Genomic DNA, 24,574 nt, shown 5'->3' with positions numbered 1-24,574 from the left:
GGCCCGGACCACCCTCCACACCGTTCTGGAGGAGCAATGACAACTCAATCCCGATCCCCGCTCCGTCTCCTGGCGCCGGCCCTGGTCCTGGTCCTGGTCCTGGTCGGCCTTGCTCCGCCCGCCACCGCGGCACCCGCCGGCACCCCGGCGAAGCCGCACGCCACCACCGCGGCCCAGGTGGCCCGGGCCGCCGCGGCCGTGACGCTCAACCCGGTCGCCGACGCCTGGGTGGACGCCGCCCACCCGACGGTCAACGCGGGGCGGACCGCCTCGCTCCGCGTCGACGCCGTGCCCCGGCAGGTCGCCTACCTGCGCTTCGAGGTCACCGACGTGGCCACGGACCCGACCGCGGTGCTGCGTCTCTACGTGGAGACCGCCAGCAGCACCGGGGTGGACGTCCACCCCGTCGCCGACGACACCTGGGACGAGAACACCATCACCTACGACAGCGCCCCACCGATCGGCGCGACGGTCGTCCGCAGCGGACCGGTGGGCGCGGACACCTGGGTGTCGGTGAACGTCTCGTCGCTGGTCACCGGCAACGGGCCGGTGACCGTGGCGCTCACCACCACCAACGACACCGGCCTGCGGGTGACCAGCCGGGAGGGCGTCAACAAGCCGCAACTGTTGAGCCCGGCACCGCCCAACCCGTCGCCGTACGTGGTGACCCGGACCGGGGCGACGACCTACCGGGCGGCCTCCGACGTCACCGGTGAGACCTACACCGGCAGTCTCAAGACCGTGCTGGAGAGCGCCGTGGTCGAGCTGAACCGGCTGGGCGGCGGCACGGTCCGGTTCGAGGCCGGCACGTTCGACTTCGGCGCGGAGTACATGAAACTGGAGGGCATCCGCAAGGTGACCTTCGTCGGCGCCGGCATGTACGACACGCTGATCCGCAACGACAACTCGTCGGCAGGGGACACCGAGCCGTTCAACACCAAGGGCTGGGACGGGGTGATCGTCCGGGACCTCGCGGTCTCGGCCGGCGGGGCGTTCCGGAGCACAAGCGACGCGCTCGACTTCGACGACGGCAACAACATGGTCGTGGAGCGGGTGCGGGTGACCGCGTCCCGGGGGCGGGGCATCGTGTTCGACGGCAAGAACCAGACCTGGACGTCGATGGGCAACACGGTCCGGGACTGCGTCATCAGCGGCGCCCAGAGCGACGGCGTCGAACTGCTGGCGACCAGCGGTGACACGGTCACCGGTTGCACCATCACCAACGTGGGCGGGCACGGCATCCAGGTCAACCGCGCCTCGTCCACGGCCGACCAGCCGAACAAGACGGCCGACCACAACCTGATCAGCGACAACGTCGTCGACCAGGCCGGGCAGGACGGCATCAACATCAACAGCGGCACCGGCAACCAGATCATCGACAACCACGTCACCGACAGCGCCGACGACACGCCCAACCGGGACGGCATCCGGGTCACCACCGCGACCGGGATCACCTGCGTCGACACCGTGGTCAGCGGGGACGTGGCCGTCGACGACCAGACCGTCAAGACGCAGCGTTACGGGCTCTACGTCACCGAGGGCTGCAACGCGACTGTGGTCGGGCCCGGCAACACGTTCACCCCGAACCGGGTGAGCGCGGTCCGGGACGCCGGCAACGGCACCATCTTCCAGTAGCGTCGCGCGTCCTCAGGCACCGGCGAGGATCTGGTCGATCTCGGCCAGGTCCTCGCCCGCGAGGTCCAGGTCGTCCAGCGCGGCGACGTTGCCGGCCAACTGCTCGACACTGCTCGCGCCGATGATCAGGCTGGTCATCCGCGGATCACGCAACGCCCAGACCAGGGCGAGCTGGGCCAGGCTCTGCCCCCGCCGCCGGGCCACCTCGGCGAGCGCGCGGACAGTGGCCATCCGCGACTCGTCCAGGTCGCTCTCGTTGAGGAAGACGCTGGTCCGCACGCGCGAGTCGGCCGGGATGCCGCCCAGGTAACGGTCGGTGAGCAGGCCCTGGGCCAGCGGGCTGAACGCGATGCACCCGGCGCCGACCTGGTCCAGCGTGTCCAGCAGGCCGTCGGACTCGGTCCAGCGGTTGAGCATCGAGTACGACGGCTGGTTGATCAGCAGCGGGGTGCCCAGGTCCCGGAGGATCTCGGCGGCCCGGGCGGTCTGCTCCGAGTCGTAGTTGGAGATGCCCACGTAGAGCGCCTTGCCCGAGCGGACGATCGCGTCCAACGCGCCCATCGTCTCCTCGAGCGGGGTGTCCGGGTCGAACCGGTGCGAGTAGAAGATGTCCACGTGATCCAGGCCCAACCGGCGCAGCGACTGGTCCAGCGACGAGATCAGGTACTTCCGGGAGCCCCACTCGCCGTACGGGCCGGGCCACATCAGGTAGCCGGCCTTGCTCGACACCACCAGCTCGTCCCGGTACGGCTTCAGGTCGGTGGCGAGCAGCCGGCCGAACACCTCCTCCGCCGCGCCCGGCGGCGGGCCGTAGTTGTTGGCCAGGTCGAAGTGGGTGATGCCGAGGTCGAAGGCGCGGCGGACGATGTCGCGCTGCCGTTCGAAGGGTCGGTCCGGCCCGAAGTTGTGCCACAGGCCGAGGGAGATGACGGGCAGCTTCAGCCCGCTGCGGCCGCTGCGCCGGTAGAGCATCGAGTCGTAACGGTCGTCGCTGGCGAGGTAGGTCACCCGATCATTCTGCGCCCACCGGCGAACCGGTGTGCGGCCACCGGGGCGCGGGTAGCGTCGGAGCCATGCGTTTCGTGCGGCTCGACACTCCCAAGCCCATTTCCAAGATCGGCCTCGGCACGTGGCAGTTCGGCTCCCGCGAGTGGGGCTACGGCGCCGACTACGAGCGGCGGGCGGCCGAGATCGTGCGGCGGGCGCTCGACCTCGGGGTCACCCTCTTCGACACCGCCGAGCTGTACGGCTTCGGCCGCAGCGAACGCATCCTCGGCGCCGCGCTCGGTGCCGACCGGGCGAAGGTGGTGGTGGCCAGCAAGATCTTCCCGCTGTTGCCGGTCGCCCCGGTGGTGCAGCAGCGGGCGGTGGCCTCCGCCGCCCGGCTCGGCGTCGACCACGTCGACCTCTACCAGGTGCACCAGGCCAACCCGGTGGTCGCCGACACCACCACCATGCGCGGCATGCGCTCGTTGCAGGACGTCGGGCTGGTCGGCGAGGTCGGGGTCAGCAACTACGACCTGCGCCGGTGGCGGTTCGCCGAGGCCGCGCTGGGCCGCCGGGTGCTGAGCAACCAGGTCCGCTACAGCATGATCGACCGCGGCCCGGAGGAGGACCTGATCCCGTACGCGGAGCAGGCCGGCCGGATCGTCATCGCGTACAGCCCGCTGGCGCAGGGGTTCCTCTCCGGCCGCTACGACGCCACCAACCCGCCGTCCGGGGCGGTGCGCCGGGCCAACCCGTACTTCCTGCCGGAGAACCTGGCCCGCGGCACCGAACTGATCGCCACGCTGCGCGAGGTGGCCGACGCACACGACGCCACGCCGAGTCAGATCGCGCTCGCGTACGTGCTGCGGCACCCGAACGTGGTGGCCATCCCCGGCGCGTCCGGGGTGGAGCAGATGGAACGCAACGCGGCCGCCGCCGACATCGACCTGGCCGACGACGAGTACGCCGCGCTGGTCGCCGCCGCGCACGCGTTCCGGCCGGTCACCGGCCTGGCCGCGATGCCCCGGCTGATCCGCGCCCGACTGGGGAAGTGACCGCATGGACGACGTCACCGCACTGATCCTGGACGACCACGCCGCCTTCCGGCGCGGCTTCGCCCGACTCGACGACGCCCGCGACCCGGCCGAGATGCTGGCGATCTGGGAGGCGCTCGCCCTGCACCTGGACATCCACGCCGAGGCGGAGGAGGCCATCCTCTATCCGCACCTGGTGAAGCACGGCGACGACGGCGAGGACGAGACCGCCGACGCGATCGGCGACCACAACAAGATCCGCGACGCGATCGCCGAGGCCAAGCTGCACGAGGTCGGCTCGGACGCCTGGTGGGCGGCGGTCGGCACGGCCCGCCGGGAGAACAGCGAGCACCTGGCCGAGGAGGAGGACGAGGCGCTGCCCGACTTCCGCCGGCACGCGAGCGTGGAGCTGCGGGCCGAGCTGGGGGCGCGTTGGCTCACCTTCTACGGCGAGCACAAGAGCGGCCGGGACCTGCCGTTCCGCGACAAGGACCCGCAGGGCTACGTGCGCGACCACCGCTGACGGGCCGGTCTCCCCGGCGCGGGGGAGTCGCCCGGCGACCGGCGACGGGACAATGACCGGACGACGGTCCGGGGCGCGCTCGCGCCGCTGGTGCGCGGCAGCACCTGGCGGCGTGCCGTGTTCCTGCTGCTCGGCGGCGTGCTCGCACTGCCGTACGCGCTGCTGGTGGTGGCGTTCGCGCAGCTCCTGACCAGCACCGAGGTGCCGCGCCCGCTCGGGCTCGGGCTGCTCACCGCCCCACGGTTCTGGGCGTTGACCGGCGGGTTCAGCCTCACCACGCTGCCGATGCTGCTCTGGCCGCTGCGGGCGCTGACCGCCCCCGGTGGTCGGTCCCGGTCACGGGCCGGGACCGACCACCGGGCGACGCGGGAAAACTGAGCTAGCGTGGTGCGGGTGAGCGCTCACTCCCAGGTTTCCCCGGCTCCGCCGGCCGAGCTGCCCGCCACGCTCGGCGCGCTGCGCGCGACCGGCCACCACTACCGCACCGTCAAGCAGGAACTCCGCGACAACCTCCTCGCCCGGATGCGGTCCGGCGAGGAGCGCTTCCCCGGCATCGTCGGCTACCAGGACACGGTGCTGCCCGAGGTCGAGCGGGCGCTGCTCGCCGGCCACGACATGGTGCTGCTCGGCGAGCGGGGGCAGGGCAAGACCCGACTGATCCGCGCGCTCGGCGGCCTGCTCGACGAGTGGACCCCGGTGATCCCCGGCTCGGTGCTCAACGAGCACCCGATGCACCCGCTCACCCCGGCCAGCCGGGCCCGGGTGGCCGAGGCCGGCGACGACCTGTCGATCGGCTGGCTGCACCGCTCGATGCGCTACGGCGAGAAGCTCGCCACGCCGGACACCAGCGTGGGCGACCTGATCGGCGACGTCGATCCGGTCCGGCTCGCCCAGGGGCGTACGCTCGGCGACCCGGAGACCATCCACTTCGGCCTCGTCCCGCGCACCAACCGGGGCGTGTTCGCCGTCAACGAGCTGCCCGACCTGGCCGAACGGATCCAGGTGGCGCTGCTCAACGTGCTGGAGGAGCGGGACATCCAGGTCCGCGGCTACCAGCTCCGGCTGCCGCTGGACCTGCTGCTGGTGGCCAGCGCCAACCCGGAGGACTACACCAACCGGGGCCGGATCATCACTCCGCTCAAGGACCGCTTCGGCGCCGAGATCCGCACCCACTACCCGCTCGACCTGGAGCTGGAGCTGGCGTTGATCCGGCAGGAGGCCGACCTGGTCGCAGGCGTGCCGGAGCACGTGCTGGAGGTGCTCGCCCGGTTCGCCCGCGGGGTGCGCGAGTCGCCGTCGGTGGACCCGCGCTCCGGGGTGTCCGCCCGGTTCGCCATCGCCGCCGCGGAGACCGTGGCCGCCGCCGCGCTGCGCCGCTCCGGCCTGCTCGCCGCCGGCGACACCGCCGGCACCGCCGACGCCGGGTCCCGCCGCGCGCCGGAGGAGGCGGTGGCGCGCGTCGGCGACGCGGTCTCGGTGACGTCGACGCTGCGCGGGAAGGTCGAGTTCGAGAGCGGCGAGGAGGGGCGCGAGATCGAGGTGCTCGCACACCTGCTGCGTACCGCCACGGCGGAGACGTTCCGGGCCCGGCTGTCCGGGCTGGACCTGTCCGGCTTCACCGGGCTGGTCGCCGAGGGCGGCGCCGTCGAGACCGGTGAGCTGGTCTCCGCCGCGGAGCTGCTGCGCCAGGTCGGCACCGTGCCGGGGCTGGCCAAGGTGCTCGACCGGCTCGGTCTGGGTGACGCGCCCAGCCCGGCGGAGGCCGCCGCCGGCGTCGAGTTCGTCCTCGAAGGGCTGCACCTGACCCGCCGGCTCGGCAAGGACGTCACCGACTCCGGGCGCACCGTCTACGGCGGCCGGGGCTGACCGTGGCCGGCAACCGGTTCCGGTACGGGCAGTGGCGCGGCGGGCCCGACCCGCTCGCCCCGCCGTACGACGTGCGTGCCGCCGTGGACGCGGTCGGCGCGGAGGTGCTCGGCGGGGGCAGCCTCCGGGAGGCGCTGCGGGACCTGCTGCGGCGCGGCCCGGACGGGCGCGGCGGCCTCCAGGACCTGGCCGCCCGGGCCCGCCGGCTGCGCCGGGAGGCGCTGCGCCGGGGCGACCTGGACGGCGCGGTGACCCGGGCCCGCGCGCTGCTCGACCAGGCGCTCGCCGCCGAGCGGGACGAGCTGCGGGGCCGCGACGGCGACGACGCCCGGTTCGCCGAGGCGGTGCTGGACAATCTGCCCCGGTCCACCGCGCGCGCGGTCTCCGAGCTGTCCGGGTACGACTGGGCCAGCGCCGAGGCCCGCCAGACGTACCAGCGGATTCTCGACGGGCTGCGTGGCGACGTGCTGGAGCAGCGCTTCGCCGGGCTGCGGGACGCGGCGCGGGCCGCCGGTGACCCGGACGCCCAGCGCCAGCTCGGCGACATGATGCGCGACCTCAACGAGTTGCTCGCCCGGCACGCCCGCTCGGAGGACACCACCGACGCGTTCGCCGAGTTCATGCGCCGGCACGGCGAGTTCTTCCCGGAACGGCCCCGCAACGTCGACGAGCTGATCGACGTGCTGGCCCGCCGGTCGGCGGCCGGGGAACGACTGATGCGGTCGCTGTCGGACCGGCAGCGCGAGGAACTGGCCGGGCTGATGCGCCAGTCGCTCGGCGACCGGCTCGCCGGGGAGCTGTCCCAACTCGACGCGCACCTGCGTTCGCTGCGCCCCGACCTGAACTGGCAGCGCGGCGAACGGGTCCGCGGCGACCAGCCGCTCGGCTACGGCGAGGCGACCGGCGCACTCGACGAGATCGCCGAACTCGACGAGCTGCTGGACTCGCTCGACCAGGACCAGGCCGGCGCCACGCTTGACGACGTCGACGTCGACGCGGTGGCCCGGACGCTGGGCCGGGACGCCGCCGACGACGTACGCCGCCTGCGCGACCTGGAGCGGGAGTTGCGCCGCCAGGGCTGGGTGACCCGGGACGCGGACGGGCTCACGCTCAGCCCGAAGGCGCTGCGCCGGCTCGCCGGCACCGCGCTGCGGCGGGTCTTCGCCGACCTGACGGCCGGTCCCCGGGGCCAGCACGACCTGCGCTCCGCCGGTGCGGCCGGCGAGGTCAGCGGCGCCTCCCGCCCCTGGGAGTACGGCGACGAGCAGCCGCTGGACGTGGTGCGCACGCTGACCCGGGCGGTCCGCCGGGCCGGCCCCGGCGTGCCGGTGCCGCTCGCGGTCGAGGACTTCGAGGTGATGGAGACCGAGCGTCGGGCGTCCGCGGCGGTGGTGCTCTGCGTCGACCTGTCGTACTCGATGATCTCGCAGGGGCGGTGGGGCCCGATGAAGCAGACGGCGCTGGCGCTGTCGCACCTGATGGCCACCCGGTTCCCGCAGGACGCGTTGCAGATCGTCGGCTTCGGGCGGGAGGCGATGCCGCTGACCCAGCAGGAGCTGGCGGCGGCGGAGCCGGACATGGAGCAGGGCACCAACCTCCAGCACGCGTTGCGGCTGGCGGGCCGGCACCTGCGCCGCCACCCGGGCGCCGAGCCGGTGGTGCTGGTGGTGACCGACGGCGAGCCCACCGCCCATCTGGATCCGGACGACGGCGAGGCGTACTTCAACTGGCCCCCGCTGCCGGAGACGATCGAGGCGACCATCCGCGAGGTGGACAAGCTGACCCGGTACGGCGCCACGCTCAACCTGTTCATGCTCGGCGACGACCCGGGGCTGCGCCGGTTCGTCGACGCGGTGGCCCGCCGTTCCGGTGGCCGGATGTTCACCCCCGACCTGAACGACCTCGGCGAGTACGTCGTCTCCGACTACCTCCGCGCCCGCCACGGCCGCCGCTGACGATCTCATCCGGGTGAACCGCACCGGGTAGCCGTGGTGCGGGCGGTCGCTCCGAGGGTTGGATGCGGGCATGGACGAGGTGGACGCCGGAGCGCTGCGGCGGGCCTATGACGAGCTGCTCGCCGAGGTGGACGCGGGCGGGTTCGGGCCGCCGCCGGAGGGGGAGCTGAGCGCCGAGCAGATCGTCGCGCACCTCGCCGCCAACGACGAGCTGATGAGCGAGGCGACCGAGGCGGTGCTGGCCGGGTCGCCGTTCGCCTACTACGACCTGGACACCGTGCACCGCCCGCAGCTCGACGCGCTGGTCTCCGAGTGCGGCGGGCTGGACGGGCTGGCCGCCCTGCTGCGGGCCACCAGCCTGAAGCTCTGCGCGCTGGCCGAGCGGCTCGGCCCGGCCGCCGAGACACCCGTCGAGACCGTGCTGCGCGAGGGCTTCGACCTCGACGTGGACGACGCGCTGCCCTGGGGGCGTGCGCTCGACCTGCACATCCGGGTGCACCTGCCGCTGCACCTGACCCAGCTCCGCGCGCTACGCCGGCAGCCCCACCTGGCCTGACCCCGAGGGCGCGCGGAAGGCGCGGCGGTAGGCGGTGGGGGCCACGCCCACCCGGGCGTGGAAGTGCTGGCGCAGGGCGGCGGTGGTGCCGAAGCCGGCGTCCCGGGCGATCCGGTCGACGCTCAGGTCGGTGGTCTCCAGCAGCACCCGGGCGTGCTCGGTGCGTTGCCGCAGCAGCCACTGCGCCGGGCTGAGCCCGGTCTCCGAGCGGAAGTGCCGGGTGAACGTGCGGACGCTCATCCGCGCGTGCGCGGCCATCTCGCGCAACGCGACCGGTTCGTGCAGCCGGTGCCGGGCCCACTCGCGGGTGGCCGCGGTGCCGGTGGTCGTGGCCCGGGGCACCGGCCGCTCGATGTACTGGGCCTGGCCGCCGTCGCGCCACGGCGGCACCACGCAGCGGCGGGCCGCCCGGTTGGCCACCGCGCTGCCGTGGTCGGTGCGGATCACGTGCAGGCAGAGGTCGATGCCGGCGGCCACCCCGGCCGAGGTGAGCACCGGCCCGTCGTCGACGAAGAGCACCTCGGGGTCGAGCCGTACGCCGGGGTACAGCCGCCGGAAGCGGGCCGCGTACGCCCAGTGGGTGGTGGCCGGCCGGCCGTCGAGCAGGCCGGCGGCGGCGAGCACGAACGCGCCGGTGCAGATGGACATGATCCGGGCGCCCCGCTCGTGGGCGGCGCGCAGCGCGTCCGCCACGTCGTCGTCCACCGTGCCGGCGGTGAGCGGTGGGCCCTCGTGGATGCCGGGGACGATCACCGTGTCGGCGGTGGCCAGCGCGTCGAGGCCGTGGTCGGGGAGCACCCGGAAGCCGCCCGTGCTGCGGACCGGACGGGCCCCGGCGGTGCAGGTGGTGACCGCGTACAGCCGGGTCCGGTCCGTGACGCGGGCGGCGCCGAAGAGCTGGGCGGGGGTGCCGAGGTCGAGGGCGACCACGCCGTCCAGGGCGAGGACGACGACGCGGTGCGGCGGCAGGGCGGGCATGGCCCGATTATTGCGCACGATGGCTTTCCGGCCACTCGTCCCCGGCGCCCGCCGAGGCGAGACTCGGAGGGTGAGAAGACTGCACCCGGCCTGGCTGGTCGCCGGCGTCGCGTTCGTGGCCCTGGTCGGCGCCGCCGGCTTCCGGGCCACCCCGGGCGTCCTGCTGCATCCGTTGCACGCCGAGTTCGGCTGGCCGCTCGCCACCATCTCCGCCGCCGTCTCGGTCAACCTGCTGCTCTACGGCGTCACCGCCCCGTTCGCCGCGGCGCTGATGGACCGGTTCGGCATCCGCCGGGTGGTGGCCGTCGCGCTGCTGCTGGTGGCCGCCGGCAGCGGGCTGACCGTGGCGATGACCGAGAGCTGGCAGCTCATCCTCTGCTGGGGCGTGCTGGTCGGGCTGGGTACCGGCTCGATGGCGCTCGCGTTCGTGGCGACCGTCACCGGGCGCTGGTTCGTCCGCCGCCGGGGCCTGGTCACCGGCGTGCTCACCGCCGGCGGGGCGGCCGGGCAACTGGTGTTCCTCCCGCTGCTCGCGGTGCTGGTGCGCGACCACGGATGGCGGACGGCGGCACTCGTCGTGGCCGGGGCCGCGCTCGCCGTCGTACCCCTGGTGGGGTGGTTGCTGCGCGAGCACCCGGCGGATCTCGGCCGACCCGCCTACGGCGCCACCGAGGTCGTGCCGCCGGCCCGGCCGGCCGGCGGCGCGGCGGGCCGCGCGGTCGGCGCGCTGGCCGCCGCCGCGCGGACCCGGCCGTTCTGGTTGCTGGCCGGCGGCTTCGCGATCTGCGGCGCGACCACGAACGGGCTGGTCGGCACGCACTTCGTGCCGGCCGCGCACGACCACGGCATGCCGGAGACCACCGCCGCCGGCCTGCTCGCCCTGGTCGGGATCTTCGACATCGCCGGGTCGGTGGCGTCCGGCTGGCTCACCGACCGGGTCGACAGCCGGCTGCTGCTCGGCGCCTACTACACGTTGCGCGGCGGATCGCTGCTGGTGCTGCCGAGCCTGTTCACCGGCCGGGCCGAGCCGAGCATGCTGGTCTTCGTCGTCTTCTACGGGCTGGACTGGGTGGCCACCGTGCCGCCGACGGTGGCGCTGTGCCGGGAGTGGTTCGGCGCGTCCGGCGCGGTGGTGTTCGGCTGGGTGTTCGCCGCGCACCAGGTGGGCGCCGCGCTGGCCGCCACCGGCGCCGGCCTGGTCCGGGACCGCCTCGGCGACTACGCGATGGCCTGGTACGTGGCCGGTGCGCTCTCGATCGGCGCGGCCGGGCTCTCCCTGCTGCTGCGCCGACGCTCCGTCGGTGAGCCGGCGTTCGCGCCGCCGCCGGTGGCGGCCGGCCGGCGGGCGTGGAGCTACCGGGGCTGAGTCAGCCGAGCGCCCACTGCTGCTCGGCGGCGCCGCCGCACGGCGCCTGTTCCAGCTCCCGACCGGCCTCGGTGCCCGCGTCGTCGACCTGCGCGCACTTTCCGCTGTGCACGGCGACCAGCAGCACCGGCCCGCCGCCTGTCGGCTGGAGCTTCCACTGCTGGTTGGCCTGCCCGTTGCAGGACCACTGCTGCACGTCGGCGCCGTCGTCGGTGCTCGCCTCGTTGACGTCGAGGCACTTGCCGCTGGCGGCGTTGACCAGCAGGTAGGTGTCCGGGGCGACCGGCGTGACCACCCACTGCTGCTCCGGCCCGCCGGTGCAGTCGGCGAGCGCGGCCTGCGCGCCCTCCGGGTCGTCACCGGTGACGCCGACGCAGCGCCCGGACGGCACGCCCCGGATCACCCGGGGCGTGGCCACCGGCGCGGCCGGTGTCTCCGGCGTCGCGCTCGGCGTGGGCGACGGCGCGGCCCTGGTCGTCGGCGGGGCCGAACTCGGCTCGCTCTCCGCCGGGGTCGGCACGGCCGCCGCCGGCACCACCGGCCGGTCGGCCCCGCCCCCCAGCACGCCGGTCGCGAAGAACACCCCCAGGAGTACGCCGACCAGGCCGATGCCCAGCGCGGTCCGCATCAGCGGGTCCCGGGGCAGCCGGCTCCCGCCGCGGGCGGGGCGGGCACCGTAGACGGTGCCGGACGGGTCGGGACGCGGGTCGGCCATGGGGGCATCCTGACCCACCGGAGCCGCCGAGGGCCAGTCGCCCCGGCGGCCGGTGACTCAGTCGACGACCCGGACGTCCTTCCAGAACGCCACCCGGTCCCGCACCATCTCGGCCCCGGACTTCGGGTCGGGGTAGTACCAGACCGCGTCCGGGCTGGTGGCCCCGTCGTGCTCCAGCGTGTAGTAGGAGGCGGTGCCCTTCCACGGGCAGACCGTGTGCGTGTCGGAGGAGCGGATCAGGTCGTCGCGCAGGGCCGTACGCGGGAAGTAGTGGTTGCCCTCGACCAGCACGGTGTCGTCGCTCTCCGCGACGACCAGGTCGTTCCAGACGGCTTTCGGCATGTCCTTCACGCTATGCCGCGACCCGCCCGTCGGCCACCGTCGAGGGTGCCACGAATTGTCGGACCGGGGCGTAAGGTGATCTCATGCGAGCTGTCCGTGATCATGAACGGGCGGTGGACGCGTTGCGGCGGTCCTACGCCGCGGTGCCCGCCGGTGAGACGGTGCGGCTGGCCAAGCAGACGTCGAACCTGTTCCGTCCCCGTTCCGCGCCCCGGGTGCCGGGGCTGGACGTGCGCGGGCTGACCGGGGTGCTCGACGTCGACGCGACGGCCCGCACCGCCGACGTGCAGGGCATGTGCACCTACGAGGACCTGGTCGACGCGACACTGCCGCACGGCCTGATGCCGCTGGTCGTGCCGCAGTTGCGCACCATCACGCTGGGCGGCGCGGTGACCGGCCTGGGCATCGAGTCGACGTCCTTCCGCAACGGCCTGCCGCACGAGTCGGTGACCGAGATGGACGTGCTCACCGGCGCGGGGGAGCTGATCACCACCCGTCCCCGGGGCGAGCACGCCGAGCTGCACCGGGCGTTCCCCAACTCGCTGGGCAGCCTCGGTTACGCCACCCGGCTGCGCATCGAGCTGCAACCGGTCGGCCGGCACGTGGCGCTGCGCAACATCCGGTTCACCCGGCTGGAGGAGCTGGTCGACGCGATCGGCGAGGTGGTCGACAAGGGCGCGTTCGGGGGCGAGCCGGTCGACGCCATGGACGGCGTGATGTTCAGCCCCGGCGAGTCCTACCTGGTGCTCGCCACGTTCACCGACCAGGCCGACGGCCGTCCGTCCGACTACACCGGCCAGGAGATCTACTACCGCTCCCTGCGTCGGCGCACCCGCGACGTGCTGACCGCGCACGACTATCTCTGGCGGTGGGACACCGACTGGTTCTGGTGCTCGTCCGCGTTCGGCGTGCAGCACCCGGTGCTCCGGCGGCTCTGGCCGCAGCGCTACCGGCGCAGCGACTTCTATCACAAGATCGTGCGCTTCGAGCACCGGCACCAGGTGGCCGCCCGGGTCGACAGGTGGCGGGGCCGGCCGGCGCGCGAGCGGGTGGTGCAGGACGTGGAGATCCCGCTGGCGCGTACGCCGGAGTTCCTGCGCTGGTTCGCGGCGAACGTGGGAATGGATCCGGTGTGGCTCTGCCCGCTGCGGTTGCGGGAGCCGGCCGGCCCGGGATCGGCCCGGGCGTGGCCGCTGTATCCGCTCCAACCGGGCGAGACCTATGTGAACATCGGCTTCTGGGGCAGCGTCCCGATCGCGCCGGGCGCCGCCGACGGCGACGTCAACCGGCGGATCGAGCACATGGTGTCGGAGACGGGCGGCCACAAGTCGCTCTACTCCGACGCGTACTACGACCGGGCCGCGTTCGACCGGCTCTACGGCGGGGAGACCTGGCGCGCCGTGAAGGACCGCTACGACCCGGATCATCGACTCACCGGACTGTACGAGAAGGCGGTATCCCGAGCATGAGTCTGACCGACCGAACACCGGGGGCGGCGAGCGCCCCGGCCGGGCCGCCCACGGGCGGCCGGCGCACCGTACCGACCGTCGCGGACGTGATCCGCGCGGTGACCACCGGCGACCTGCCCGTCCGGGTCACCGGGTACGACGGCAGCGCGGTGGGCCCGGCCGACGCCGGGATCACCCTGGCGATCCGCACCGAGCGGGGTCTGTCGTACCTCCTCACCGCGCCGGGTGACCTGGGCATGGCCCGGGCCTACGTCAGCGGTGACCTGGGGCTCGACGGCGTGCACCCCGGTGACCCGTACGAGGCGTTGCGGGTGCTCAAGGACGAGATGCCGCTGCGGATGCCACCGGTGGCCGACGCGCTGGCCCTGGTCAAGGGGCTGGGCTGGGAGCGGCTGCGGCCCCCGCCGGCCCCGCCGCAGGAGGCGGCGCCGCGCTGGAAGCGGGTGGTGAACGGGCTTCGTCACTCGCGGGCGCGGGACAGCACCGCGATCTCCCACCACTACGACGTGTCGAACGCCTTCTACGAGAAGGTGCTCGGCGAGTCCATGACGTACACCTGCGCGGTCTTCCGCAGCCCCGGCGACACGCTGGAGGAGGCGCAGCGGGCCAAGTACGACCTGGTCGCCGGCAAGCTGGCGCTCACGCCGGGGATGCGGCTGCTGGACGTCGGCTGCGGCTGGGGCGGCATGGTCCGGCACGCGGCCCGGGAGTACGGCGTCAAGGCGCTGGGCGTGACGCTGTCCAGGGCGCAGGCCGAGTGGGCACAGGCCGCGATCGAGCGGGAGGGGCTGGGCGACCTGGCCGAGGTGCGGCACCTCGACTACCGGGACGCGCCGCGCGAGCAGTTCGACGCGATCTCCTCGATCGGGCTGACCGAGCACATCGGCGTGCGCAACTACCCGGCCTACTTCGGCGCGTTGCGGTCCCGGCTCAAGCCCGGTGGTCGGCTGCTCAACCACTGCATCACCCGGGCCGACAACCGGGCGCCGCACCGCTCCGGCGCGTTCATCGACAGGTACGTCTTCCCGGACGGTGAGCTGGCCGGCCCGGGGCGGCTGATCAGCGAGATCCACGACGCCGGGTTCGAGGTGCACCACGAGGAGAACCTGCGCCAGCACTACGCGCTGACGCTGGCCGGCTGGTGCCGCAACCTGGTCGAGCACTGGGACTTCTGCGTCAACGAGGTCGGTCCGGGCACCGCCCGGGTGTGGGGCCTCTACATGGCCGGCTCCCGGATGGCGTTCGAACGCAACGGCATCCAACTGCACCAGGTGCTCGCCACGCACAACGGCCCGCAGGGGGTGAACGGCTACCCGCTGCGTCCGGACTGGACGCCCTGACCCGTACCGACGAGAGGCCGCGCGGACCCGCGCGGCCTCTCGTCGGCGCTATTGACAAATGATTTTTGTACGTACAAACTTGTTTTTGCCATGAGAGACGTCCTGTACCTGGAAGCACGCGAGCAGGCGGAGACCCTGCTCAAGCCGCAGCGCATCGAGGTGCTGCGGCAACTCGCCGAACCGCGCACCTGCACCGAGGTCGCCGCCCGGCTGGACCAGACGCCGCAGCGCGTCTACTACCACGTCAAGCAACTGGTCGCGGCCGGCCTGGCCGAGCAGGTCGCCCAGCGGCAGGTGCGCGGCATCACCGAGGGCATCTACCAGGCCGTCGCCCGGTCCTACTGGCTCTCCCCGCGGCTGGTCGGCCGCATCGGCGACGGGCGCCGGGTGCGCGACGAGCTGAGCCTCGGCTACCTGCTCGACCTGATGGAGGAGGTCCAGGCCGACATCGCCGCGCTGGACCGGGCTGCCCCCGAGCTGCCCTCGATCGGCGTGTCCGGCGAGATCCGGGTACCCGCCGAGCGGCGCCAGGAGTTCCTGCACGACCTGCAGTCGACGCTGCGGGACCTGTTCACCCGATACGGCGGCGCCGAGGGAGACGCCTTCAAGCTCGCCGTGGCCTGCTACCCGAAAGGCGACAACACCGATGACTGAGCCGCTGACCGTCCGCGCCCGCCTCGCCGCCGACGTGGCGACCGTCCGCCGCGCGCTGACCGACCCGACCGAGCTGCGCGTGTGGCTCGCCGAGCACGCCGAGGTCGAGCTGCCCCGCCGGTACGAGTTCTGGGGCCGCTTCACGCCCGAGGGCGACGCGCCGCACCAGCGGCTGCGGCACGTCGACGACACGTCACTGCGCTTCACGTGGACGCTCGACGGGGTGGAGACCACCACCGAGATCGAGCTGGCGCCCGACGGCGACGCCACGATCCTCACGCTGCGGCAGAGCCACTTCTCCTTCGACGAGGCGATGAGCGGCAGCAGCATCCGGGGCGTGCTCCAGACGTACTGGGCGCTGTCGATCGCCAACCTCAACGCGCACCTGGAGGGACGGTCGCTGCTGCCGCGTACCGACTTCACCGCCGCCGACCTGCGCGGCGAGCTGCTGATCGACGCCCCGATCGACGCCGTGTGGACCTCGCTGACCGACTCGGAGCAGGCCAGCGCCTGGTTCGGCTACCCGATCGGCATCGAACCCTGGGCGGGCGGTCGCTACGCGATGGGCGGCTTCGACACCGGCTACGCGGCCAAGGTGCTGGACGTGACGCCCGGGCGGGCCATCTCCGTCGACTGGGGGCCCACCGGCGTCAGCACCTGGGAGCTGGCCGAGTCCGCCGGCCGGACGAAGCTGACGTTCGTGCAGTCCGGCTTCGACGAGGGCAACCCCCCGTACGCCGCCTGGACCGGCACCGTGGCCGGCCTGGCCGAGCTGCGCCGCTTCCACGAACTCCCCGCCTGGCGCCCCATCTGGCTCTGACGGTGAAAGGACGGGCCCCCTGTTAACGCCTGCGGTATAGGAGGGGGCCCCGCTTAACCCGTGCCCCGGGTGGGTAATGCCGGGCGATGTTCTTCATCTTCGGGCTGCGGACCAAGGTCACCCGGTCCGGTGTCGTCACCCGGGTCTGTCGTCACTGCGGCAACCAGGCCGCACAGGTGATCACGCGGCGGGCCACGAAGTTCAGCCTCTTCTTCGTCCCGCTGATCCCGGTGCGCACCCGGTACGCGCAGCAGTGCACGTTCTGCGGCGCCGAGTACGACATCTCCCGCGCCGAGGCCGAGCGCCTCCCGGTCGGCTGACCGTGACGCGCTTCCTCTGTTGGCTGATGGGACGGCCGATGGTCACACCGCCCGCCGTGCCGGTGCACACCGCCGCCCGTCCGCCCTGCACGCCCGGCCGTCGGCACCGTCGCCGCAGCCGGCCGGCGGCTGGCGCGCTGTCCCCGCGCTCCCCGTGGAACCGTTCCGCCGGACGGTGACCCACCGGAGCGGGTGTCAACAGGGGAACCCTCCTCTACCGGAGGCGTTAACAGGGGGCCCGTCCTTACACTTCATCGGGTGGAAGATCGGCTGGGGGAGATTCGGGGTGGGGGGCCGCCGCGGCGGCACAACGCCCGCACCATCGCGGCGCTGACCGGCAACCCCGGGTGCACCCGGCGCGCCGTGCTGGACAGCGCCGGCGCGGACAAGCCGGCGCTGGCCGAGCGGCTGGGCTTCCCGGCCCGGTTCGGGCAGTCCCGGTTCGCCATCACCCGGGGCAACGCGTTCGAGGCCCAGGTCAAGGCGGACGGCGGGGTGGAGCTGCTGCGCCTGGTGGCGGAGCGGCTCGGCGTACCGGTGCCGGCGGGCGCGACCTGGACGGACCTGGGCGGCGACGACGACCGGACGGAACGCTCCCGGGCGGCGTTGACGGCGGGCGGCGACGGCCCGGCGCTGTTCGACCATCCGCTGCTCGGCCTGGACGTGGCCGGCCGACGCGTGCACCTGGAGCCGGACCTGGTCGCCGCCCGGCTGGCCGGCCGGTTCCACGTCGTGGAGATCAAGTCGTTTCCGGTGATCGACGGGCAGGCCGACCCGGCGAAGGTGGCCGCCGCCGCGATCCAGTCCGCGGTCTACGTGCTGGCCCTGCGGGAGCTGCTCGCCGCCGCGGGACGCGATCCGGAGCTGGTCTCGCACGAGGTGGTGCTGATCTGCCCGCGCGACTTCGCCAACCGGCCGGTGGCCAGCCTGCTCGACGTCCGCCGGCAGCTCCTGGTGCTGCGCCGGCAGCTCGCCCGGATGGCCCGCGTCGACGACCTGCTGGCCACCCTGCCGGCCGGCTTCACCGCCGACCCGGCGGCCGACCCGGCCACGCTGGCCGCCGCGCTGCACGAGGTGCCGGCCCGCTACGCGCCGGACTGCCTGGCCGCCTGCGAGCTGGCCTTCTTCTGCCGACACGAGGCGCGCGGCCAGACCGGGGCGCTGGGCCGGCCGGTCCGGGAGGCGCTCGGCGGTGTGCCGGCGGTGACGGACGTGCTGGCGCTCGCCGCGGGCGTCCGTACCCCGGAGCCGGAGCAGGCGGAGGCCGCCGCGCTGCTGCGGGCCGCCGCGCGCCTGCGCGCCGACGCCCTCGCCGGAAACCCCGCATGAGTACGCCCCGAAGCGCGCGGGCGCGTCGAGCGGGGAAGTCGCGGTGAGTACGCTGCGCGCGCTGGCCCGGGCGCAGGCGGTCGCCGCCGGGCGGGCCCAGCCGGTGGCCACGGTCCGGCACCTGCACCTGTCGGACCGGCCGCTGGTGCTGGTGCCGCTGGCTCTCGCGGGTGAGGCGAACGCCCCACTGGCCGTGCTGGTGGGCGCCGCGCCGGACGAGGCCCGGCTGCTGGTGGTGCCGCAGCCCCGCAACCGGGACCAGCGGTTCGCGTTCGCCGCCGAGCTGGCCGGCATCGTGCTGCCCTATCTGGACTCGTTCCGCGGCGTGACCGAGGCGGTGGTGGTGGACCGGGGCCGGGACGTCCGCCACCGGTACGTCGACGCGCCGCAACTGCTGGTGCCGAACCCGGCCGGGGTCACGTTCCTGCGGCTGTTCGGTCGGTCCACCCGCTTCCGTCGCCCGGACGGCGACCATCCGGTGCACCCGTCGGTGCCGCTGCTCGGCCGCTGGTTGACGTTCTTCGCGGAGCGGGCCGAGCAGCCCGGCTCGGCGGCGCTGCTGGCGATGACCGACGCGTTGACGCTGCACTGGGCGACCGGGCAGAGCGCGGTGGAGGACCTGCACCTGCCGGCGTTGCTCGGCTGGCTCGACCCGCCGCCGGGGTCGACCGGGGCCGAGGCGGCGCTCCGGGCCGAGGATCCGGCGCTCGTGCCACCGGCCGGGCCGGCCACCGACCCGGAATTCGACAACCACCGGCTGGCCCCGGCGATCGAGGCGTACGCCGGGGCGGAGGACGATCCGGCGGCGCGCGTGTCCGCGTACGCCGAACTCGGTGACCTGGTGCGCGGCCAGCTCGCGCCCACCTGGGAGCTGATGTGGCGCGGTGTCGGGCTGTTGCGGGCGTTGCCGCCCGGCGCGCGGGTGGCGGGTCGGTGGGCGGGGGACCGGGACGCGTTCACCGGGTACGCCGAGCACGTCGACGCCGGCGGCGGTCCGCAGCCGCGCCGGGACGGCGCGGTGGCCGCGGCGCTGCGGTTGCAGCGGCTGGAGCGGGCGCTGACCGCGTGGGCGGTGCAGCGGGCGTACGACGATCCGCTGGTGATGGCCGAGCACCGGCTGGCCGGCGAGGCGTTCGTGGGCGAGGTGACGCTGGCGGACCCGAAGCGGGTGGACGACTCCGGCCGGCGGCCGGTGCTGCGGCCCCGGATCCAGGTGGTGACCGTCGAGCCGGTGCCGATGCCGGTGGGCGCGACGCTGTATTCGCCGGCCCGACCGGGCCAGAAGGCGACCGTGGTGTTCGTGACCCCGGGCGGGGACGGCAAGACGGAGGTGGTGCTGGAGCTGTCCGGCGGGATGGGACGCGGGCTGACCGCGCCGGCCGGCAGCGTGCCGGAGGTGGGGGAGCGGATCTGCCTGACCAGCCTCTCCGACGGCTACCTGCCGGGTGGCGTGTTCCCGACGCCGGAGGAGACGCCGTGGACGCACGGCGGACCGCCGGAGCATCACGACGGGTAGCGGTATCAATTCATTTACATGCTTGAAACTTAATCGGTTCAGTAGTGCACTGGTGGCAGCCACGCCCGACCCCCTGACCCGAAAAGGTGACCCATGCGAAGCCGCAGGATCCGCCTCGCGTCGACCGCCGCCGCCACCGTCCTGGCCGCCGCCACCGCCCTCTCCGTCGTCGCGCCGGCCGAGGCGCACACCGTCGCCCCGGCCAACGCGAACGCGTCCACCGCCACCCGCAACGTGCTCAACTGGCTCGCCCACCTGCCCAACCGCAGCAGCAACCGGATCGCCTCCGGCTTCTTCGGCGGCTACAGCAACAGCGGCTTCTCGCTCAGCCAGACCGAGGAGCTGCGCGCCGCCACCGGCCAGTACCCGGCGATCCTGAGCTGCGACTACGGCTCCGGCTGGGCGACCAACAACGACATCACCGCGCTCGTCGACTACTCCTGCAACTCGTCGCTGAAGTCCTGGTCGGCCAGCGGGGGCCTGGTCACCATCAGCGTGCACCTGCCCAGCCCGGCCAACGCCAACGGGGGTGGGCTGAACACCCCGATGGGCAACTTCGCCGACCTGCTCAACCCGTCGACCGCCGCCGGCGCCCGCTGGCGTCAGCTCCAGGACAAGATGGCCGCCGGCCTCCAGGACCTGGAGAACGCCGGGGTGCCGGTGCTGTTCCGACCGTTCCACGAGGTCAACGGCGACTGGTTCTGGTGGGGCAACCGCGACCCGAACACGTTCAAGCAGGTCTGGCAGCAGACGTACACCTACCTCACCGGCACCAAGGGGCTGGACAACCTGCTCTGGGTCTACTCGGCCGACTTCAGCCGGGGCAACCGCACCACCTACTACCCGGGCAGCTCCTACGTGGACGTCGTCGGCATGGACGCGTACGACGACAACCCGCAGGTCTCCGGCATCCAGTCCGCGTACAGCGAGCTGGTCGGGCTGGGCAAGCCGTTCGCGTTCGCCGAGATCGGGCCGGACAGCCAGGGCTCGTTCGACTACGGGCGCTGGGTCACCGCGTTCCAGCAGAGCTACCCGAAGACGTCCTACTTCCTGGCCTGGAACGACGGCTGGGGCCCGGCCCGCAACGCCGGCGCGAGCACGCTGTTCAACAACTCCTGGATCGCCAACCGGGGCGAGGTCGACCTGGGTGACGTCACCGAGCCGGGTGGCGGCGGCACCACCCCGCCCCCGTCCGGCGGCACGCTGCTCAACGGGTTCGAGTCCGGCACCGAGGGCTGGACCGGCGCAGGAGTCACCGGCGGGCCCTGGCAGGTCACCGAGTGGGCGGCGGAGGGCACCCGCTCGCTGAAGTCCGACGTCAACCTGGGCGCCGGCGCCGCGTACCTGAAGAAGACCGCCACCACCAGCCTGAGCGGGCGTGGCACGCTGCGGGCCACCGCGCGCGTCGCGCCGTGGGGCGGTTTCGGCACCGGCAGCCAGGCGAAGCTCTACGTCAAGACCGGCGCCGGCTGGCAGTGGTTCGACGGCGGCACGGTCGCGGTCACCTCGGCCGGGGTGAACCTGTCGCTGCCGCTGGCCGGGGTGGCCAACCTCGGCGACGTGCGGGAGATCGGCGTGCAGTTCGTGCCGGGCAGTGGCGCGGGCGGCACCTCGGCGGTCTATGTGGACGACGTCACCGTCCAGTGACGACGGACCGGTCTGGTCCGGCTGACTGTCGCTATTGGGCGGTTATGTTCCGGCGCGCTACACGTCCCGTGTCCGCCGGATATTGACCAGTAACCCAAATACACCGTTATCGTTGGTTGTGTATGGGTGTGGTGGTGCGTGATACGCGGTCGCTTTCCCCGGCGGCGCAGGAGGATCTGCGTCGTCGGGTGGTCGCGGCGGTGAAGGCGGGAATGAGTCAGGTCGGGGCGGCGCGGGTGTTTCGGGTGGCGCCGAAGACGGTGTGGCGGTGGGTGGATGCCTTTGACCGTCAGGGAAACCGGGGTTTGAACACCCGTAGGCGGGGGCGTCGTGCGCACGAGCAGAAGGCGTTGACGCCCCGGCAGCAGGCGCGGTTGCGGCGGGCGATCATTCACCAGTGTCCGGACCAGGTCGCCCTGCCGGGGTTGGTGTGGACTCGTGCGCAGGTGCGGCAGCTCATCCGGGTGTGGTTCGGCCTGGACCTGTCGTTGGTGACGGTGGGAAAGTATCTGCGGTCGTGGGGGCTGTCGCCGCAGAAACCGGTGCGGCGGGCCTACGAGCAGAACCCGCAGGCGGTCACCGAGTGGCGGCAGGTCACCTATCCGGCCATCGCCGGGCGAGCCAGGCGGGACAAGGCGATCATCCTGTGGCTGGATCAGACCGGGTTACGCTCCGACGCGGCGGTGGGCACCACGTGGGCGCCGGTCGGACAGACGCCGGTGGTGGCCAAGACCGGCCGCCGTTTCGGCGTCAACGTGATGGCCGCGATCAGCAACAAGGGCGAGTTGTACTTCACCTGCTACCACGGTTCGTTCACCGGTCACGTGCTCCTGGGCTTCCTGGCCCGCCTCACCCGCCACCTCGACCGGAAGATCCACCTGATCGTCGACGGACACTCCGCGCACCGCCGGATCATGGTCCGTGACTGGCTGGCCGAGCGCACCGACGACATCGAGATGCACTTCCTGCCCGGCTACGCCCCTGAACTCAACCCCGTAGAACTACTCAACCACGACGTCAAACAGCATGTGGCACAAGCACGCCCGGCCAGCCCCACGGACCTGGCCACCGCGGCCAGCCGGCATCTGCGTCGTCGGCAGAACCAGCCAGCCGCGGTGAAAGCCTTCTTCGGCAAGCCCGAAGTCCGCTACGCCGCCGAATGATCACGGCACATTTGCCCTACCCGTCAATAACATCCAGCGGGACCGGACCGGACCCCCGGTCCGCGCCGATCGAACCACGGGGGATTCGTTGTCAGTTCGCCATGCCCGCCGGTGGGGAGCCGCTCTCCTCGGCGTCGTCACCGTCTCGACGCTGCTGGGTGGTGGGACCGCGTCGGCCGTCAGCGGTGCCACCCCGGTGCCCGACGGCACCTACGCCTTCACCGCCAAGATCACCTTCGGTGACCTGCGCGCCTGCACCGGCGCGCTGGTCGACCCGAACTTCGTGGTCACCGCGAAGACCTGCCTGACCGACGGCACCGGCCCCGTCGCCGCCGGCGCCCCGGCCCGCCCCACCACCGTCGTCGTCGGGCGCACCGACCTGACCGGCACCGCCGGTCACCAGCGCGCCGCCGTCGCGGTCCTCCCGCACCCGGACCGCAACCTGGCGCTGCTCCGGCTCGCCAACCCGGTCACCGGCATCACCCCGGTCGCGCTCGCCACCGCCGCACCCGCCGCGGCCGACACGCTGACCATCGCCGGGTACGGCCGCACCGCCACCGAGTGGGTGCCGGACCGGCTGCACGCGGCCGACTTCACCGTGCAGGGTGTCGGCGCGGCCACCGCCGACGTCACCGGCGCCACGGCCGGGGCCACCATCTGCCGGGGCGACGCCGGTGGCCCGGCGCTCCGCCTCGTCGCCGGTGTGCCGCAGCTCGTGGCGATCGGCAACACCTCCTGGCAGAAGGGCTGCCTCGGCGAGACCGAGACCCGCGACGGGGCCACCGTCACCCGGCTGGACGACCTGACCGCGTGGATCCGCGAGCGGACCGCCGACGTGCAGATCTTCGGGGTGACCGCCACCGGGCAGCTCACCTACGGCGTCATCGACGCCGCCAGCGGCGAACTACGCGCGAACCGGGTGTCGACCGCGACGCTCGGCTTCACGCCCAAGGCGATGGCCACGCTGAACGAGAACACCATCCTGGTGACGGACACCGGCGGCAAGATGTACCGGCTGGACGTGACAGGCGTCGACCCGCTGACGTTCACCACCACCTGGGTGATGGACGGCTGGTCCTCCTACGACCGGCTGACCTACGACGGCTACGGCTCGCTCTACGGGCAGATCGGCTACGAACTGCGGCGCCGGACGCTCACCACCGAGAAGCCGACCTCGCAGAACGACCTCGGGTACCCGGTGACGGTCTCCACCGGCTTCAGCCAGAAGACGCTCACCTCCCCGGTGCCGGGCCGCATCCTCGGCAACCTCGCCGACGGCCGGCTGCTCTCCTACCGCATCAACGGAGGCGGGCCGGAGGGGTTCATTCTCAGCACGCTCGCCACGACCGGCTGGGCCGGTTACACCCACGTGCTCTCGCCCGGTGGCGGCTGGTACTTCGCCCGCACGGCCGGCGGCGGGCTGGACCGCTTCCGCGACGCGAACCCGGTCGACGGCAGCGGCGCCGACCTGACGAAGTCCACAGCGGTCAGCACCAGCGGGTGGAACCAGACCCTGCTGTCGGCCCGGCCGTGGCACGGCGTCATCTCGGTCTTCGGCGCCCGGCCCGACGGCCGGCTCACCTACACCGCCCTCGACCCGGTGACCGGCGCGATCGTGGTGCGGACCGTCTCCGAGCAGACGCTCGGCTTCACGCCCAAGGCGCTGGCCACCCTCAGCTCGGACACCCTGCTGGTGACCAACGGCGGTGACCTCCACCGGGTCGACGTCACAAGCGTCCAGCCGCTCACCTTCACCCGCACCACCGAACGCCTCGGCGGCGGCTGGACGCACGACCGGCTGGTCTACGACGGCAACGGCTCACTCTTCGGGCAGGCCGGCAGCGTCCTGCACAGGTACACGGTGGCCAAGGCCAAGCCGGCCGACGCGACCACCGACCTGCCCAACCACGTGGTGCCGATCGCCAGCGGCTTCGGGGTGCAGTCCCTCGGCGCCAACGGCAAGGGGCATCTGATCACCACGACCAGCACCGGGGCCCTGGCCACCTACGTCGTCACGCCGGCCGGCGCCTGGGACGGCCGGTTCGACCCGGCGACCAGCGGCTGGACCGGGGTCACGTCGCTCTTCTCGCCGGGCGGCGGCCAGTACTACCGGCGCGACGCCAACGGCGTGCTGACCGGCTACCTGGAGACCAGGCCGTTCGACACGAGCGGCGCCGACCTGGCGGCGTACGTGCCGACCGGCACGGCCAGCGCCGGCTGGGACGCGATCCTCTCCGCCCAGTCGTACGACTCCTGGCCGGACAGCACCCGCCGCTGGTGATCCGCGCCGAGGTCCGATGAGGACGCGGGCCGTCTCCACTGCGGTGGGACGGCCCGCGTCGCGTCCGGTGGCCGACAC

At 73.3% G+C, this 24,574-nt stretch carries 22 protein-coding genes; 18 read left to right on the top strand and 4 right to left on the bottom strand.

From position 1 onward, the window contains the following. The first annotated feature begins 36 nt into the window (after nucleotides 1-36). Nucleotides 37-1,635 (top strand): CBM96 family carbohydrate-binding protein, encoded by a 1,599-nt coding sequence (locus tag TPA0908_RS30805; protein WP_281943937.1) that lies wholly within the window; start codon nucleotides 37-39, stop codon nucleotides 1,633-1,635. A 12-nt stretch (nucleotides 1,636-1,647) separates the two neighbouring features. On the opposite strand, the gene mgrA is transcribed toward TPA0908_RS30805, so the two are convergent. Next, entirely contained in the window at nucleotides 1,648-2,643 is a 996-nt protein-coding gene (mgrA, locus tag TPA0908_RS30800) for an L-glyceraldehyde 3-phosphate reductase (RefSeq protein ID WP_281943935.1), read from the bottom strand. Between the two features lie 65 nt (nucleotides 2,644-2,708). Between mgrA and TPA0908_RS30795 the strand changes: the two genes are divergently transcribed. From TPA0908_RS30795 to TPA0908_RS30770, 6 genes are all read left to right on the top strand, one after another. After that, the gene (locus TPA0908_RS30795) at nucleotides 2,709-3,677 is read left to right on the top strand and encodes an aldo/keto reductase (RefSeq protein ID WP_281943933.1); all 969 of its coding nucleotides are present in this window, start codon (nucleotides 2,709-2,711) and stop codon (nucleotides 3,675-3,677) included. 4 nt (nucleotides 3,678-3,681) lie between these two features. Further along, nucleotides 3,682-4,179: a hemerythrin domain-containing protein gene (locus tag TPA0908_RS30790; protein ID WP_281943931.1), complete on the top strand. Its 498-nt coding sequence runs from the start codon at nucleotides 3,682-3,684 to the stop codon at nucleotides 4,177-4,179. Between the two features lie 90 nt (nucleotides 4,180-4,269). Beyond that, on the top strand, nucleotides 4,270-4,557 hold the full coding sequence (locus TPA0908_RS30785) for a hypothetical protein (RefSeq protein ID WP_281943929.1): 288 nt from the start codon (nucleotides 4,270-4,272) through the stop codon (nucleotides 4,555-4,557). 6 nt (nucleotides 4,558-4,563) lie between these two features. Next, nucleotides 4,564-6,045 carry a magnesium chelatase gene (locus tag TPA0908_RS30780; protein ID WP_281943927.1) on the top strand — a complete coding sequence of 494 codons (1,482 nt, stop codon included), beginning with the start codon at nucleotides 4,564-4,566 and terminating at the stop codon, nucleotides 6,043-6,045. A 2-nt stretch (nucleotides 6,046-6,047) separates the two neighbouring features. After that, entirely contained in the window at nucleotides 6,048-8,000 is a 1,953-nt protein-coding gene (locus TPA0908_RS30775) for a VWA domain-containing protein (protein ID WP_281943925.1), read from the top strand. 70 nt (nucleotides 8,001-8,070) lie between these two features. Next, complete coding sequence (locus tag TPA0908_RS30770; protein ID WP_374709280.1) at nucleotides 8,071-8,556, top strand: hypothetical protein; 486 nt, start codon at nucleotides 8,071-8,073, stop codon at nucleotides 8,554-8,556. On the opposite strand, the gene TPA0908_RS30765 is transcribed toward TPA0908_RS30770, so the two are convergent. Then, the gene (locus TPA0908_RS30765) at nucleotides 8,530-9,534 is read right to left on the bottom strand and encodes a GlxA family transcriptional regulator (protein ID WP_281943923.1); all 1,005 of its coding nucleotides are present in this window, start codon (nucleotides 9,532-9,534) and stop codon (nucleotides 8,530-8,532) included. The genes TPA0908_RS30770 and TPA0908_RS30765 overlap by 27 nt on opposite strands. 19 nt (nucleotides 9,535-9,553) lie before the next feature. Here TPA0908_RS30765 and TPA0908_RS30760 point away from each other — a divergent pair, with 19 nt between their 5' ends. Then, nucleotides 9,554-10,900 (top strand): MFS transporter, encoded by a 1,347-nt coding sequence (locus TPA0908_RS30760; RefSeq protein WP_281943921.1) that lies wholly within the window; start codon nucleotides 9,554-9,556, stop codon nucleotides 10,898-10,900. 1 nt (nucleotide 10,901) lies between these two features. Here TPA0908_RS30760 and TPA0908_RS30755 read toward each other — a convergent pair whose 3' ends face one another. Together TPA0908_RS30755 and TPA0908_RS30750 are read right to left on the bottom strand one after the other, a co-directional pair. Further along, on the bottom strand, nucleotides 10,902-11,615 hold the full coding sequence (locus TPA0908_RS30755; protein ID WP_281943919.1) for an RICIN domain-containing protein: 714 nt from the start codon (nucleotides 11,613-11,615) through the stop codon (nucleotides 10,902-10,904). A gap of 57 nt (nucleotides 11,616-11,672) precedes the next feature. Next, complete coding sequence (locus TPA0908_RS30750; RefSeq protein WP_281943917.1) at nucleotides 11,673-11,957, bottom strand: DUF427 domain-containing protein; 285 nt, start codon at nucleotides 11,955-11,957, stop codon at nucleotides 11,673-11,675. Nucleotides 11,958-12,040: 83 nt separating this feature from the next. Between TPA0908_RS30750 and TPA0908_RS30745 the strand changes: the two genes are divergently transcribed. The 10 genes from TPA0908_RS30745 (at nucleotide 12,041) to TPA0908_RS30700 (ending at nucleotide 24,496) form a co-directional block, all read left to right on the top strand. After that, nucleotides 12,041-13,426, top strand: a complete 1,386-nt coding sequence (locus TPA0908_RS30745) for an FAD-binding oxidoreductase (RefSeq protein WP_281943915.1) — start codon at nucleotides 12,041-12,043, stop codon at nucleotides 13,424-13,426. Beyond that, nucleotides 13,423-14,766, top strand: coding sequence for a class I SAM-dependent methyltransferase (locus TPA0908_RS30740; protein ID WP_281943913.1), 1,344 nt, complete (start codon nucleotides 13,423-13,425; stop codon nucleotides 14,764-14,766). The genes TPA0908_RS30745 and TPA0908_RS30740 overlap by 4 nt, the downstream gene beginning before the upstream one ends. Before the next feature lie 90 nt (nucleotides 14,767-14,856). Then, nucleotides 14,857-15,420, top strand: coding sequence for a winged helix-turn-helix domain-containing protein (locus tag TPA0908_RS30735; RefSeq protein WP_281943911.1), 564 nt, complete (start codon nucleotides 14,857-14,859; stop codon nucleotides 15,418-15,420). Further along, nucleotides 15,413-16,240 carry an SRPBCC family protein gene (locus TPA0908_RS30730; RefSeq protein ID WP_281943909.1) on the top strand — a complete coding sequence of 276 codons (828 nt, stop codon included), beginning with the start codon at nucleotides 15,413-15,415 and terminating at the stop codon, nucleotides 16,238-16,240. The genes TPA0908_RS30735 and TPA0908_RS30730 overlap by 8 nt, the downstream gene beginning before the upstream one ends. Before the next feature lie 86 nt (nucleotides 16,241-16,326). After that, on the top strand, nucleotides 16,327-16,560 hold the full coding sequence (locus TPA0908_RS30725) for a zinc-ribbon domain-containing protein (protein WP_107158271.1): 234 nt from the start codon (nucleotides 16,327-16,329) through the stop codon (nucleotides 16,558-16,560). A 258-nt stretch (nucleotides 16,561-16,818) separates the two neighbouring features. Next, nucleotides 16,819-17,889 carry a hypothetical protein gene (locus TPA0908_RS30720; RefSeq protein ID WP_281943905.1) on the top strand — a complete coding sequence of 357 codons (1,071 nt, stop codon included), beginning with the start codon at nucleotides 16,819-16,821 and terminating at the stop codon, nucleotides 17,887-17,889. Between the two features lie 43 nt (nucleotides 17,890-17,932). Then, nucleotides 17,933-19,405: a hypothetical protein gene (locus TPA0908_RS30715; RefSeq protein WP_281943904.1), complete on the top strand. Its 1,473-nt coding sequence runs from the start codon at nucleotides 17,933-17,935 to the stop codon at nucleotides 19,403-19,405. 93 nt (nucleotides 19,406-19,498) lie between these two features. Next, a complete protein-coding gene (locus TPA0908_RS30710; protein WP_281943903.1) occupies nucleotides 19,499-21,052 on the top strand; it encodes a glycosyl hydrolase in 1,554 nt (517 codons plus the stop codon). A 122-nt stretch (nucleotides 21,053-21,174) separates the two neighbouring features. Next, complete coding sequence (locus tag TPA0908_RS30705) at nucleotides 21,175-22,215, top strand: IS630 family transposase (RefSeq protein ID WP_281934556.1); 1,041 nt, start codon at nucleotides 21,175-21,177, stop codon at nucleotides 22,213-22,215. An 88-nt stretch (nucleotides 22,216-22,303) separates the two neighbouring features. Then, the gene (locus tag TPA0908_RS30700) at nucleotides 22,304-24,496 is read left to right on the top strand and encodes a S1 family peptidase (RefSeq protein WP_281943902.1); all 2,193 of its coding nucleotides are present in this window, start codon (nucleotides 22,304-22,306) and stop codon (nucleotides 24,494-24,496) included. Nucleotides 24,497-24,574: the final 78 nt, after the last annotated feature.

It is taken from the genome of Micromonospora sp. AKA38 (assembly GCF_027925725.1).
Lineage (GTDB): Bacteria > Actinomycetota > Actinomycetes > Mycobacteriales > Micromonosporaceae > Micromonospora.
The sequence above is the reverse complement of the archived record's forward strand: the minus strand, read 5'-3'. Positions and strand labels throughout refer to the sequence as shown.

What these genes read in the sequence shown, in the direction of transcription:
- TPA0908_RS30795 (WP_281943933.1), top strand. Translation starts at nt 2,709, where the DNA reads ATGCGTTTCGTGCGGCTCGACACTCCCAAGCCCATTTCCAAGATCGGC.
- TPA0908_RS30765 (WP_281943923.1), bottom strand. Translation starts at nt 9,534, where the DNA reads ATGCCCGCCCTGCCGCCGCACCGCGTCGTCGTCCTCGCCCTGGACGGC.
- TPA0908_RS30710 (WP_281943903.1), top strand. Translation starts at nt 19,499, where the DNA reads ATGCGAAGCCGCAGGATCCGCCTCGCGTCGACCGCCGCCGCCACCGTC.
- TPA0908_RS30735 (WP_281943911.1), top strand. Translation starts at nt 14,857, where the DNA reads ATGAGAGACGTCCTGTACCTGGAAGCACGCGAGCAGGCGGAGACCCTG.
- TPA0908_RS30805 (WP_281943937.1), top strand. Translation starts at nt 37, where the DNA reads ATGACAACTCAATCCCGATCCCCGCTCCGTCTCCTGGCGCCGGCCCTG.
- TPA0908_RS30745 (WP_281943915.1), top strand. Translation starts at nt 12,041, where the DNA reads ATGCGAGCTGTCCGTGATCATGAACGGGCGGTGGACGCGTTGCGGCGG.
- TPA0908_RS30760 (WP_281943921.1), top strand. Translation starts at nt 9,554, where the DNA reads ATGGCTTTCCGGCCACTCGTCCCCGGCGCCCGCCGAGGCGAGACTCGG.
- TPA0908_RS30750 (WP_281943917.1), bottom strand. Translation starts at nt 11,957, where the DNA reads ATGCCGAAAGCCGTCTGGAACGACCTGGTCGTCGCGGAGAGCGACGAC.
- TPA0908_RS30705 (WP_281934556.1), top strand. Translation starts at nt 21,175, where the DNA reads ATGGGTGTGGTGGTGCGTGATACGCGGTCGCTTTCCCCGGCGGCGCAG.
- TPA0908_RS30725 (WP_107158271.1), top strand. Translation starts at nt 16,327, where the DNA reads ATGTTCTTCATCTTCGGGCTGCGGACCAAGGTCACCCGGTCCGGTGTC.
- TPA0908_RS30755 (WP_281943919.1), bottom strand. Translation starts at nt 11,615, where the DNA reads ATGGCCGACCCGCGTCCCGACCCGTCCGGCACCGTCTACGGTGCCCGC.
- TPA0908_RS30740 (WP_281943913.1), top strand. Translation starts at nt 13,423, where the DNA reads ATGAGTCTGACCGACCGAACACCGGGGGCGGCGAGCGCCCCGGCCGGG.
- TPA0908_RS30770 (WP_374709280.1), top strand. Translation starts at nt 8,071, where the DNA reads ATGGACGAGGTGGACGCCGGAGCGCTGCGGCGGGCCTATGACGAGCTG.
- TPA0908_RS30730 (WP_281943909.1), top strand. Translation starts at nt 15,413, where the DNA reads ATGACTGAGCCGCTGACCGTCCGCGCCCGCCTCGCCGCCGACGTGGCG.
- TPA0908_RS30790 (WP_281943931.1), top strand. Translation starts at nt 3,682, where the DNA reads ATGGACGACGTCACCGCACTGATCCTGGACGACCACGCCGCCTTCCGG.